Origin of the sequence: Streptomyces sp. NBC_00388 (genome assembly GCF_036061255.1) — a bacterium.
GTDB lineage: Bacteria > Actinomycetota > Actinomycetes > Streptomycetales > Streptomycetaceae > Streptomyces.
Window position 1 is genome coordinate 1,889,664 of record NZ_CP107948.1, and the last position, 12,048, is coordinate 1,901,711.

Annotated in this window: 15 protein-coding genes; 5 read left to right on the forward strand and 10 right to left on the reverse strand. The window is 72.5% G+C overall.

Translation table 11 applies throughout. The annotated features are described in order from the left end of the window. Positions 1-87: 87 nt before the first annotated feature. A complete protein-coding gene (gene hisI / locus OG917_RS08655) occupies positions 88-447 on the reverse strand; it encodes a phosphoribosyl-AMP cyclohydrolase (RefSeq protein ID WP_328316967.1) in 360 nt (119 codons plus the stop codon). Between the two features lie 83 nt (positions 448-530). On the opposite strand from hisI, the gene OG917_RS08660 reads away from it, so the two are divergent. Continuing rightward, complete coding sequence (locus OG917_RS08660) at positions 531-1,163, forward strand: TIGR03085 family metal-binding protein (protein ID WP_328316968.1); 633 nt, start codon at positions 531-533, stop codon at positions 1,161-1,163. A 60-nt stretch (positions 1,164-1,223) separates the two neighbouring features. On the opposite strand, the gene hisF is transcribed toward OG917_RS08660, so the two are convergent. The 8 genes from hisF to hisD are packed head-to-tail and all read right to left on the reverse strand — an operon-like array spanning position 1,224 to position 6,958. Further along, on the reverse strand, positions 1,224-1,979 hold the full coding sequence (gene hisF, locus OG917_RS08665; protein ID WP_328316969.1) for an imidazole glycerol phosphate synthase subunit HisF: 756 nt from the start codon (positions 1,977-1,979) through the stop codon (positions 1,224-1,226). Further along, complete coding sequence (locus OG917_RS08670; protein WP_328316970.1) at positions 1,976-2,392, reverse strand: Rid family hydrolase; 417 nt, start codon at positions 2,390-2,392, stop codon at positions 1,976-1,978. The genes hisF and OG917_RS08670 overlap by 4 nt, the downstream gene beginning before the upstream one ends. After that, the gene (priA, locus tag OG917_RS08675) at positions 2,389-3,126 is read right to left on the reverse strand and encodes a bifunctional 1-(5-phosphoribosyl)-5-((5-phosphoribosylamino)methylideneamino)imidazole-4-carboxamide isomerase/phosphoribosylanthranilate isomerase PriA (RefSeq protein WP_328316971.1); all 738 of its coding nucleotides are present in this window, start codon (positions 3,124-3,126) and stop codon (positions 2,389-2,391) included. The genes OG917_RS08670 and priA overlap by 4 nt, the downstream gene beginning before the upstream one ends. After that, positions 3,126-3,767, reverse strand: a complete 642-nt coding sequence (hisH, locus tag OG917_RS08680) for an imidazole glycerol phosphate synthase subunit HisH (protein WP_443058927.1) — start codon at positions 3,765-3,767, stop codon at positions 3,126-3,128. Before hisH ends, priA begins: the two co-directional genes overlap by 1 nt. Beyond that, complete coding sequence (locus OG917_RS08685) at positions 3,764-3,931, reverse strand: hypothetical protein (protein ID WP_328316972.1); 168 nt, start codon at positions 3,929-3,931, stop codon at positions 3,764-3,766. Before OG917_RS08685 ends, hisH begins: the two co-directional genes overlap by 4 nt. Before the next feature lie 2 nt (positions 3,932-3,933). Continuing rightward, complete coding sequence (gene hisB / locus OG917_RS08690; protein WP_266861158.1) at positions 3,934-4,527, reverse strand: imidazoleglycerol-phosphate dehydratase HisB; 594 nt, start codon at positions 4,525-4,527, stop codon at positions 3,934-3,936. A 5-nt stretch (positions 4,528-4,532) separates the two neighbouring features. After that, complete coding sequence (locus OG917_RS08695) at positions 4,533-5,639, reverse strand: histidinol-phosphate transaminase (protein ID WP_328316973.1); 1,107 nt, start codon at positions 5,637-5,639, stop codon at positions 4,533-4,535. Next, positions 5,636-6,958, reverse strand: a complete 1,323-nt coding sequence (gene hisD, locus OG917_RS08700; RefSeq protein ID WP_328316974.1) for a histidinol dehydrogenase — start codon at positions 6,956-6,958, stop codon at positions 5,636-5,638. The genes OG917_RS08695 and hisD overlap by 4 nt, the downstream gene beginning before the upstream one ends. Positions 6,959-7,082: 124 nt before the next feature. On the opposite strand from hisD, the gene OG917_RS08705 reads away from it, so the two are divergent. The 4 genes from OG917_RS08705 to ybaK all read left to right on the forward strand — a co-directional run bounded on the left by OG917_RS08705 (position 7,083) and on the right by ybaK (position 11,213). Next, a complete protein-coding gene (locus OG917_RS08705; RefSeq protein ID WP_328316975.1) occupies positions 7,083-8,675 on the forward strand; it encodes an oxidoreductase in 1,593 nt (530 codons plus the stop codon). Between the two features lie 225 nt (positions 8,676-8,900). Next, positions 8,901-9,920 carry a hypothetical protein gene (locus tag OG917_RS08710; protein ID WP_328316976.1) on the forward strand — a complete coding sequence of 340 codons (1,020 nt, stop codon included), beginning with the start codon at positions 8,901-8,903 and terminating at the stop codon, positions 9,918-9,920. 5 nt (positions 9,921-9,925) lie between these two features. Continuing rightward, positions 9,926-10,669, forward strand: coding sequence for an LON peptidase substrate-binding domain-containing protein (locus OG917_RS08715; RefSeq protein WP_328316977.1), 744 nt, complete (start codon positions 9,926-9,928; stop codon positions 10,667-10,669). Between the two features lie 46 nt (positions 10,670-10,715). Then, positions 10,716-11,213, forward strand: coding sequence for a Cys-tRNA(Pro) deacylase (gene ybaK, locus OG917_RS08720; protein ID WP_328316978.1), 498 nt, complete (start codon positions 10,716-10,718; stop codon positions 11,211-11,213). Between the two features lie 124 nt (positions 11,214-11,337). On the opposite strand, the gene OG917_RS08725 is transcribed toward ybaK, so the two are convergent. Next, on the reverse strand, positions 11,338-12,045 hold the full coding sequence (locus tag OG917_RS08725; RefSeq protein ID WP_328316979.1) for a hypothetical protein: 708 nt from the start codon (positions 12,043-12,045) through the stop codon (positions 11,338-11,340). Positions 12,046-12,048: the final 3 nt, after the last annotated feature.

A 12,048-nucleotide genomic window follows, 5' to 3' on the forward strand; every position in this document is an offset into this window, starting at 1 on the left:
GCCGAAAGCTTAGACCGGCCGGCGGACGGATTTCCGGCCCCCCACAGGGCCCGTTCCGCTGGGCCGGCGCCCGCCGGGAGCGCGGGCTCAGCCCAGCAGGACGTCGGCGTCGAAGCAGGTCCGCTCGCCGGTGTGGCAGGCCGCGCCGATCTGGTCCACCTTGATCAGGACCGTGTCGGCGTCGCAGTCGAGGGCGACCGACCTGACGTGCTGGACGTGACCCGACGTGTCGCCCTTGACCCAGTACTCCTGGCGGCTGCGCGACCAGTAGGTGCAGCGGCCGGTGGTGAGGGTGCGGTGCAGCGCCTCGTCGTCCATCCAGCCGAGCATCAGTACCTCGCCGGTGTCGAACTGCTGGGCGATGGCCGGCACCAGCCCGTCCGTGCCGCGCTTGAGGCGTGCGGCGATCGCGGGGTCGAGGTTGCTGGACTGCGGCGTGCTGCTCATGGGTCCATTGTGCCGCCCGGCCGGGGTCCCGCGGGCCGCCGTCCACTGGGCGGAACGGCACGCGCGGTCGTACGCTGGCGGGCATGTCGACCCATGCCAAGCGCGAACGACTTCTCCTCGCCGACCTGTTGGAGGCAGCGGGCCCCGGCGCCCCGACGCTCTGCGAGGGCTGGAAGACCCGCGATCTCGCCGCCCATGTGGTCGTACGCGAGCGCCGGCTCGACGCGGCGGGCGGGATCATGATCGGAGCGCTCAGGGGGCGCCTCGACCGGGTGCAGGCCGAATTCGCCGCGAAGCCGTACGAGGAGCTGATCCAGCTGATCCGTACGGGGCCGCCCAAGTTCTCGCCCTACTCGCTCAAGCAGGTGGACGAGGGCGCCAACTCCGTCGAGTTCTTCGTGCACGCCGAGGACGTCCGGCGGGCGCAGCCCGACTGGTCACCGCGCGAGGTGGACCCGGTCTTCGCCGAGGCGCTGTGGCGGCGGCTGGAGAAGGCGGCCAGGCTGATGGGGCGCAAGGCGCCGGTGGGTCTTGTGCTGCGGCGGCCCGACGGCCAGACCGCGGTCGCGCACCGCGGTACGCCGGTGGTGACCGTCACCGGGGAGCCCGGTGAGCTGACGATGTTCGCCTCCGGCCGGCAGGACGCGGCGAAGGTGGAGGTCGACGGGGACCCGGAGGCGTCGGCCAGGGCGATCGAGGCGCAGCTCGGCATGTGAGCGGCCGGGCGGGCGTCCCCTGTGGAGGCGCCCGCCCCGTCCCGTCCGTGGCCGCCGCTCCTACCGCACCGGGTGGCCGGCCTGCCGCAGCTCGTCCTTGACCTGGGAGATCCGCAGGTCACCGAAGTGGAAGACCGAGGCCGCGAGCACGGCGTCGGCACCCGCGCCGACGGCCGGCGGGAAGTGCTCCAGGGTGCCCGCGCCACCGCTGGCGATGACCGGGACGGTGACGCGGGCGCGGACCGCCGCGATCATCTCGGTGTCGTAGCCGTCCTTGGTGCCGTCGGCGTCCATGGAGTTGAGCAGGATCTCGCCCGCCCCCAGCCCGGCCGCCCGCTGTGCCCACTCGACGGCGTCGATGCCGGTGCCCTGCCGGCCGCCGTGGGTGGTGACCTCGAACGTGCCGGCGGCGGTGCGGCGGGCGTCGACGGACAGGACCAGCACCTGGCGTCCGAAGCGCTCCGCGATCTCGCTGATGAGTTCCGGGCGGGCGATGGCCGCGGTGTTCACGCCGACCTTGTCCGCGCCGGCCCGCAGCAGCTTGTCGACGTCCTCGGTGGTCCGGACACCGCCGCCGACCGTGAGCGGGATGAAGACCTGCTCGGCGGTGCGGCGCACCACGTCGTAGGTGGTCTCGCGGTTTCCGGAGGACGCGGTGATGTCGAGGAAGGTCAGCTCGTCGGCGCCCTCGGCGTCGTAGAGCCTGGCCATCTCCACGGGGTCGCCCGCGTCCCGCAGGTTCTGGAAGTTGATGCCTTTGACGACGCGGCCGTTGTCCACGTCCAGGCAGGGGATGACCCGTACGGCGAGTGTCATGCGCGCTCCCCCCTGTACGCCTCGACCTCGACCTCGACGACCAGGCTGGGGTCGGCGAATCCGGAGACGATGATCATCGATGCGGCGGGGCGCACCGCGCCGAACAGCTCCTTGTGCGCCCGGCCGACCTCGTCGACGTCACGGGCGTGCGTGATGTACATCCGGGTGCGGACCACGTGCTCGGCGCCCAGACCCAGCTCCTTGAGCGCGTCGACGGCGACACCGAAGGCGGTGACGGCCTGGGTGTACGGGCCGCCCTCCGCGATCCGTCCGCCGGCGACCGAGGTGCAGCCGGAGACCAGGACCAGGCCGTTGGGCAGTTCCACGGCGCGGGAGCAGCCGATGGACTCCTCCCGCGGACCGCCTGACGCGATACGGCGTACGCCGTCGCCCGTCGCAGCGCCTTCGCTCATGCCGCCACCGCTTCGAGGGCCTCTTCCAGCGTGAACGCCTCGGCGTACAGGGCCTTGCCCACGATCGCACCCTCCACGCCGGAGGGGACGAGCGAGGAGATGGCCCGCAGGTCGTCCAGCGAGGAGACACCCCCGGAGGCGACGACGGGCTTGTCGGTGGCCGCGCAGACGTTCTTCAGGAGCTCCAGGTTGGGGCCCTGGAGTGTGCCGTCCTTGGCGATGTCGGTGACCACGTAACGGCTGCAGCCCTCGGAGTCGAGGCGGGCGAGCGTCTCGTAGAGGTCGCCGCCGTCCCGGGTCCAGCCGCGGCCCCGCAGGGTCGTCCCGCGTACGTCGAGACCGACCGCGATCTTGTCGCCGTGCTCGGCGATGATCTTCGCGACCCACTCGGGGGTCTCCAGGGCGGCGGTGCCGAGGTTGACCCGGGTGCAGCCGGTGGCGAGGGCGGCGGCCAGTGAGGCGTCGTCGCGGATACCGCCGGAGAGTTCGACCTTGATGTCCATCGCCGAGGCCACCTCGGCGATCAGCTTCCGGTTGTCGCCGGTGCCGAAGGCGGCGTCGAGGTCGACCAGGTGCAGCCACTCGGCGCCCGATCGCTGCCAGGCGAGCGCGGCTTCCAGGGGTGAGCCGTAGGAGGTCTCGGAGCCGGACTCGCCGTGGACGAGGCGGACCGCCTGGCCGTCCCGGACGTCGACGGCGGGGAGGAGTTCGAGCTTCTTCTGCAAGGCGGACATCAGAGGGTTCCGATCCAGTTGGTCAGCAGCTGGGCGCCGGCGTCGCCGGACTTCTCGGGGTGGAACTGGGTGGCCGAAAGGGCACCGTTCTCGACGGCCGCGACGAAGCGTTCGCCGTGCGTGGCCCAGGTGACGCGCGGGGCGCGGATGTTGGCGTTGGTGACTTCGAGCGACCAGTCGTGCGCCGCGTAGGAGTGCACGAAGTAGAAGCGCGCCCCGGAGTCGAGCCCGGCGAAGAGCTCGGTGTCCGCGGGCGCCTCCACGGTGTTCCACCCCATGTGCGGGACGACGTCGGCCTTGAGCGGGCCGACCGTGCCGGGCCACTCGTCGAGCCCCTCGGTCTCCACGCCGTGCTCGATGCCCCGCTCGAAGAGGATCTGCATGCCGACGCAGATGCCCATGACCGGGCGGCCGCCGGCCAGCCTGCGGCCGACGATCCAGTCGCCGCGGGCCTCCTTGAGCCCCTTCATACAGGCGGAGAACGCACCGACGCCGGGGACGAGCAGCCCTTCGGCGTTCATGGCGCGGTCGAAGTCACGGGTGATCTCGACGTCGGCGCCGGCGTGCGCGAGGGCCCGCTCTGCCGACCGGACGTTGCCGAAGCCGTAGTCGAAGACCACGACCTTCTTGCGGCCGGTCATGTCCAGATTCCCTGGACGCGCATGACGCCCGCCACCAGGCACATCACGGCTCCGATGGAGAGCAGCACGATGAGGCTCGCGGGCATCTTCTGCTTGGCGAAGGAGTAGACACCGCCGGCGAGGAACAGGCCGACGACGATGAGGATGGTGTTGAGGCCAGTCATGCTTACAGCGCGCCCTTGGTCGAAGGAAGGATGCCCGCTGCCCGCGGGTCGTGCTCGGACGCGTAACGCAGCGCGCGGGCCAGGGCCTTGAACTGGCACTCCACGATGTGGTGGGCGTTTCGCCCGTACGGCACGTGGACGTGCAGGGCGATCTGGGCCTGTGCGACGAACGACTCCAGGATGTGCCGGGTCATCGTCGTGTCGTACTCGCCGATCATCGGCGCCATGTTCTCCGGCTCGGTGTGCACCAGATAGGGGCGGCCCGAGAGGTCGACGGTGACCTGGGCGAGCGACTCGTCCAGCGGCACCGTGCAGTTGCCGAAGCGATAGATGCCCACCTTGTCGCCGAGCGCCTGCTTGAAGGCGGCGCCGATCGCCAGGGCGGTGTCCTCGATGGTGTGGTGCGAGTCGATGTGCAGGTCGCCGTCGGTCTTGACCGTGAGGTCGAAGAGGCCGTGGCGGCCCAGCTGGTCGAGCATGTGGTCGTAGAAGCCGACCCCCGTCGACACGTCGACCTTGCCGGTGCCGTCGAGATTGATCTCGACGACGACCGAGGTCTCCTTGGTGGTGCGTTCCACCCGTCCGATGCGGCCCACGCGAGTCATGCGGTGATCTCCTTGTGCAGTGCGCGTGCCGCTTCGAGGAACGCGTCGTTCTCGGCCGGAGTGCCCACGGAGACCCGCAGCCATCCGGGGACCCCGTTGTCCCTGATCAGGACACCGCGGTCGAGGATCGCCCGCCAGGCCGCCGGGGCGTCCTGGAAGCGGCCGAACTGGATGAAGTTGGCATCGGACTGCGTCACGTCGTACCCGATGGAGCGCAGTTCACCGACGAGCCGGTCGCGTTCGGACTTCAGCTGTTCGACGTACTGCAACAGCGTATCGGTGTGCTCCAGCGCGGCGAGCGCGGTGGCCTGGGTGACGGACGACAGGTGGTACGGCAGCCGGACGAGCTGGACGGCGTCGACGACGGCGGGGTCCGCCGCGAGGTAGCCGAGCCGCAGTCCGGCCGCGCCGAACGCCTTGGACATGGTCCGCGAGAGGACCAGGCGGGGGCGGCCCCCGATCAGCGGGAGCAGCGAGGGCGCGTGGCTGAACTCGCCGTACGCCTCGTCCACCACGACCATCGAGGGGCCCGCCGCCTGCGCCGCCTCGTACAGCGCGAGGACGGTCGCGGTGTCGACCGCGGTGCCCGTCGGGTTGTTGGGCGAGGTGATGAAGACGACGTCCGGGTGGTTCTCGGCGATGGACCGCTCGGCAGCGGCGACGTCGATGGTGAAGTCCTCGTTGCGCGGTCCGGAGATCCAGCCGGTGCCGGTGGAACGCGCGATGAGAGCGTGCATCGAGTACGAGGGCTCGAAGCCGATGGCCGTGCGGCCGGGGCCGCCGAAGGTCTGGAGCAGCTGCTGGATGACCTCGTTGGAGCCGTTGGCCGCCCAGACGTTCGCCATGGCGACGGGGTGCCCGGCGGTCCGGGTGAGGTAGCGGGCCAGCTCGGTGCGGAGCTCCACGGCCTCCCGGTCGGGGTAGCGGTTGAGGGAGCGGGCCGCCTCCCGTACGCGCTCGGCGATCCGGTCGACCAGCGCCTCGGGCAGCGGGTACGGGTTCTCGTTGGTGTTCAGCCGGACGGGGACGTCCAGCTGGGGCGCGCCGTAGGGGGACTTGCCGCGCAGCTCGTCGCGGACGGGCAGATCGTCGATACCGGTCATGCGGTGGGCACCTGCCATCCGAACCTGGCCTTGAGGGCCGCGCCGTGTGCGGGCAGGTCCTCTGCCTCGGCGAGCGTCACCACGTGGTGGGTCACGTCGGCGAGCGCGTCCCGCGTGTAGTCGACGATGTGGATGCCGCGCAGGAACGACTGGACCGAGAGGCCCGAGGAGTGGCAGGCGCAGCCGCCGGTGGGCAGGACGTGGTTGGAACCCGCGCAGTAGTCCCCGAGCGAGACCGGGGCCCACGGGCCGACGAAGACGGCGCCCGCGTTGCGGACCCGGGCGGCGACCGCGGCGGCGTCGGCGGTCTGGATCTCCAGGTGTTCGGCGCCGTACGCGTCCACGACCTTCAGTCCGTCGTCGACGGAGTCGACCAGGACGATCGCGGACTGCTTTCCCTCAAGGGCGGGCACGATGCGGTCGTTCACGTGCTTGGTGGCCGCGATCTGCGGAGCGAGCTCCTTCTCGACCGCGTCGGCGAGCTCGGCCGAGTCGGTGACGAGGACGGCTGCGGCCATCGGGTCGTGCTCGGCCTGGCTGATGAGGTCCGCCGCGACGTGTGCGGGGTCCGCGGTGGCGTCGGCGAGGACGGCGATCTCGGTGGGGCCCGCCTCGGCGTCGATGCCGATCCGGCCGGTGAAGTACCGCTTGGCGGCAGCGACCCAGATGTTGCCCGGGCCCGTGACCATGTTGACCGGGGGGCAGGACTCGGTTCCGTGGGCGAACATCGCGACGGCGGTGGCGCCGCCCGCCGCGTACACCTCGTCGATACCGAGCAGCGCGCACGCGGCCAGGATCGTCGGGTGCGGCAGGCCGCCGAACTCCTTCTGCCCGGGGGACGCGAGGGCGATCGACTCGACCCCGGCCTCCTGGGCGGGGACCACGTTCATCACTACGGAGGAGGGATAGACGGAGCGCCCGCCGGGCGCGTACAGCCCGACACGCTCGACCGGTACCCACTTCTCGGTCACCTTGCCTCCGGGCACGACCTGAGTGGTGTGCTCGGTGCGGCGCTGGGCCCGGTGGACAAGCCTGGCCCGCCTGACCGACTCCTCCAGCGCGGCCCTGACGGCCGGGTCGAGCCCGGCCAGGGCGTCGGCCAGTGCCTGCGCGTCCACCCGCACCCGCGTCAGCTGCACACCGTCGAACTTCTCCGCGTACTCGATCAGCGCCGCGTCGCCGCGATGGTGCACGTCCTCGCAGATCGGCCGCACCTTTTCCAGGGCGGCCTGTACGTCGAAGTCGGCACGGGGCAGCAGGTCGCGCAGGGCGCCACCCTCGGGGAGGGCGTCGCCGCGCAGATCGATTCGGGAGATCATGGGCCCAATTCTCTCAGACCGGTTACGCCCGTCGGACGCCCGTATCAGTGGCTGATACACAACCGGCCCCCTCATGGTGACCGCTAGCGTTCACTTCATCACTCATGAGCAGGGAGGGGCGGCAGTGACAGAGGCGCAGCACGACGAGCATGCGCCCGACTGGCTGACCGGGGCCGAGCTGGGCATGTGGGAGGCCTTCCGCAACGGCAGTACGTACGACCTGCGCACCCGCAACCCCGTCATGGACGATCCGCTCTCGGCCAGGACCTGGGGCCCCGAGCGGACGGTCCGTGCCCGTGTGGTGGCCCTGCTGCTGCTCAGCGGCCCGCCGGCACTGGCGGGCCGGGTCTCCTCGCTCAAACTGACCGGGGTGCAGATCACCGGCGCGCTCGATCTCGCGGGCGGCACGGTCACGCCGTACGTGGAGCTGACCGGCTGCCGCTTCGAGGACGAGGTGCTGCTCCCCGAGTGCCGGGTCACCACGGTCCGGATGGTCGGCTGCTCGATGCCGCGGCTGGAGGCGGCCAGGCTGCACAGCGAGGGCGATCTGCATCTGCCGCGCTGCCGGGTGGCGGGCGGTATCCGGCTGACCGACGCGCAGATCGGCACGGATCTGCTGATCAACATGATCGTGGTGCACCCGGACCGCAAGGGCCGCTCCATCGCCGCCGACGGGCTGTACGTGGCGCAGGATCTGCAGGCCGAGATGATCGAGTCGCACGGCGAGGTGAGTCTGCGCTCGGCACGGATCGGTGTCTCCCTGAGCTTCAACGGGAGCCGGCTGCTCAATCCGGACGGGCGGCGGGCGCTGAACGCCCCGCAGCTCTCGGTGGAGCGCACGCTCTATCTGTCGGCGGCCGGGGTGGCGCCGGACGGCGGCGGCGCCACTCCCCCGTACGGCACAGGACCGACCCCGCCGTACGGGACGAGACTCCAGCCTTTCGAGTGCGTCGGCGGGATACGCCTGGACGACGGGCGGTTCGGGGACGCGCTGGATCTGCGGAGTGCGAAGTTCCGGATGCGCAGCGACCAGGAGCTGTCACTGCGCCGCATCCAGACCCCCGAACTGCGCTTCCTCGGGGACCGCCCGGAGCAGGGCCGGGTGGTGCTCTCCGGCGCCAAGGTCGTCAATCTGGTCGACGCCTCGGCCAGCTGGCCGGGCCCGGGCGGTCTGGCGATGGGCGGCTTCAGCTACGAGAACCTCATCCCGGTCGGCAGCTTCCCGCTGGAGCAGCGGCTGGAGTGGGTGACGGCGGCGACCCCCGAGTACGCGCCGGAGCCGTACGAACGGCTGGCGTCGGTACTGCGCAACAGCGGCGAGGACGCCGACGCCCGCGAGGTGCTGCTGGCGAAGCAGCGCAGACGCCGCGAGACGCTGCCGCTGGCCGCCAAGACCTGGGGGTACCTCCAGGACTGGACGGTGGCGTACGGCTACCGGCCGGGCCGGGCCGCCCTGTGGATGGCGGTGCTGTGGGCGGCGGGCGCGTTCGCCTTCTCGCGGTACGACCCGAAGCCGATCAGCCCGGACGGGCATCCGCAGTGGAACGCGGCGCTGTACGCGCTGGACCTGCTGATCCCGGTGATCAACCTCGGCCAGGACGGCTACTGGAAGCTGTACGGCGGCTGGCAGTGGGCCGCCGCCGCCCTGATCGTGCTCGGCTGGATCCTGGCCACGACGGTCGCGACGGGCGCCACGCGGCTGCTGCGCAGGAGCTGACGGACGCGACGCGGGCGCGGCCAGCGGCGCGCCGTTTCGCGAGCGGGCCCGGGCGTCCGGGCGGGCGGTCCGCGCCCGTACCTCTTTGCCACCCCTTGACCACAGCGCGTACAACCATCACCCCGATACGAAAGCTTCACGTTCTGCCTCTGGCGCCGTCCTCACCTGCGGTTTTCAATGGTCTGCACCATGTCCCTCCTTACTTCTCTGCCTTCCCTCCGCGCCATGCCCTCCCTGCGCTCCCTGACCGGAACGGCGCGCCGGCCCGCGAACCGGCCCGCCGCCGGACAGGCCGACCGCCACCGTGACGACGAAGTGCTCCTCGACGTCCCCGACGCCCGGCTCGCGCCGGTGCTCGTCGCGGCGGCCGACGGGGACCACGGGCCGGCGGCGGCACTGCTGTCCGCCACCCGTGCGACGGCGGAGTGGGACGCCCGCGACCGCTACCTCACCGGCCTCGCCGCCTTCGCCCTCAACAGGGACGACTGGCTCTCCGGCTGGCTCGCGTCCTCGCCCCGCGACCCGGACGCGCTGCTCGTCGCGGCCGGCCTGGCCGTCCTCAGGGCCTGGGACTCCCCCGCCCGCGCCGAACTGCTGCGGGAGGTCGGCCCGCTGGTCGGCGCGGCAGCCGCGGGCGACCCACGGGACCCGGTGCCGTGGCGCATCGCCCTGGACCACGCGAGCGGTGTGCACGCGACGCACACCGCCTTCGAGAGCCTCTGGGAACAGGCGCTGCGCCGTTCCCGCTGGCACTACGGCTGCCATGTGGCGGCCCTGCGGTACCTGTCCGCGCAGTGGCACGGCTCGCACCGTGAGTGCTTCGACTTCGCCGAGCAGGCGGCCGACGACGCCCCGCCAGGTTCGCTGGTGCGGGCGCTGCCGGTACGGGCGGCTTTCGCGTATCTGCTGGGCGGCGGACAGCCCGCCGCCGTCCCCGGGCGGATCGACGCGGCGGCGGACCGGGCCATCGCCCTGTCCGCCGGCTACGGGCCGGGCGACGCGCTGCCCGCCGAGGTCCGCAACCTGCTGGTGTACGTGCTGATCAGCCGGGAGAGGTGGGCCGACGCGCTGGAGCAGTTCCGGCTGATCGGACCGGCTGTGACCTCGTTCCCGTGGGCCCGGCTGAGTGACGATCCGCTGGGCCGCTTCCTCGAACTTCGCGGCGCGGCGCGCGCGCTGGCCGCCCCGGAAGGCGCGCGGCGCGACCGGCCGGGGCGCGCCCGTGGCCGCGGCCATTACGCTTGACCGCTGTGACCACCGCGCGCCTCCCTCTCTTCCCGCTCAACTCGGTGCTGTTCCCGGGCCTCGTGCTGCCGCTGAACATCTTCGAGGAGCGTTATCGCGCCATGATGCGCGACCTGCTCACGGTGGACGACGAGGTCGAGCCCCGGCGCTTCGCCGTCGTCGCCATCCGTGACGGTTTCGAAGTCGCCCCGACGCTGCCCGGGCTGCCGGGCGGTGCCAAGCTGCCCGAACCGGGCCCGGCCGCCGGTTTCGGCGACGACCCGGCCACGGCCCTGCACAGCATCGGCTGCATCGCGGACGCGGCGACGATCCGTCAGCGCGACGACGGCAGCTTCGAGGTGCTGGCGACCGGTACGGCGCGGGTGAGGATCCACTCGCTGGACGCGAGCGGCCCGTATCTGACGGCCGAGGTCGAGGAGCTGCCCGAGGACGCAGGGGACGACGCGGGCGCCCTCGCCGACGGCGTGCTGCGCGCCTTCCGCTCCTACCAGAAGCGGCTGGCCGGTGCGCGCGAACGCACACTCACCACCGGTGCCGAGCTCCCCGACGAGCCGTCGGTGGTCTCCTACCTGGTCGCGGCGGCGGCCGTGCTGGACGTACCCGCCAAGCAGCGGCTGCTGGAGGCGACGGACGTGACGGCGCGGCTGCGCGAGGAGCTGAGGCTGCTGCGCGCGGAGACCGCGGTGATCCGGCACCTGCCCTCGCTGCCCGCCACCGACCTGACGCGGGCCCCGACCCACCTCAACTGACCCCCGGGCCGGACGCCCGGCCCGACAGGACCCGAGGAGCGCCTCCGTGGCGAAGAAGGCGAAGAAGCAGGTGGGCGGCACGCCCGCCACGGCGGCACTGACCGCGGCGGGCACGCCCTACACGTTGCACGCGTACGCACACGACCCGGCCGCCACCTCCTACGGCGGAGAGGCCGCCGAGGCGCTCGGCGTCGCCCCCGGCCGGGTGTTCAAGACGCTGGTAGCCGATGTGGACGGTGAGCTGACGGTGGCCGTCGTCCCGGTGGCGGGCAGCCTGGACCTCAAGGCCCTGGCCGCCGCGGTGGGCGGCAAGCGCGCCACGATGGCGGACCCGGCCGTGGCGGAACGCACCACGGGGTACGTCCTGGGCGGCATCTCCCCGCTCGGCCAGCGCAAGCGGCTGCGCACGGTGCTGGACGCGTCGGCGTCCGCGCACGGGACGATCTGTGTATCGGCCGGGCGCAGGGGCCTGGAGGTGGAGCTGGCCCCGGCTGACCTGGCCGGGCTCACCGGGGCGCTGGTGGCAGCGGTGGGACGGGAGTAGAGCGGCGGGCCCGGGGGGGCACCTGACCCGCCCGGGGCCGTACCGGCAGCGACAGGGCCGGCCCAGGAGGGTGTCCTGGGCCGGCCCTGTCGGCATGGGGAGCTGCGGGAGGGGGCGCGGAGGACTACGCCCGGTCGTCCGGCCGCGGGCCCGTCGTCCCGTCGCCCGGCTCCGGGGCAGGGGCGGCGCCCCCGTACGGCGGCGGGGCCTGCGGGGCCCACACCGGCTCGGGGTCTCGCGGCCCGAAGACCGCGGTCACTCCCAGGTGCACGATCATCGCCGCCACCGGCCAGGCGAGCAGTGCGCCCCTGGCGGAGAGTTTCAGCGGCGCGTCGAAGGTGACGCCCTTGCCCGCGTGCTTCGCGGCCGCGACCACGTCCTGCGAGGGGCCGAGCCAGATCCCGGCGCGCCAGGCGAGCAGCGAGCCGAGCAGGCCGCCGACCGCGAGGGCCAGGACCAGCGGCACCCCGCCGCGCCTGCGGAAGAGGAAGACGGCAGCCGCGCTCACCGCGCCGAAGGCCAGACCGAGCAGCGCGAACGTCCCGTCGCCTCCGATGGCCTGCTCGCCCTCGGAGTCCTTGAGGTAGACGGCCTTGCCGTCGGAGATCAGCGGAACGCGCGGCGCCAGCCACATCCACAGCAGGCCGAGCAGTACGCCGGCGACCGCCGTCAGCACCGCGACGACGGCGGCCTGCACCAGCTCGGTCCTGAGCCCGGGGCCCTCGTCACCGGTCCCGTCGGGACCCGGCCAGGGGGTGGATCCCGAGGGGCCCTTCTGCCACGGGTCGTCGTTCGGCGGCGGCTGGTGCGGAGGTGTCAGTGGCGCGGTCACCCT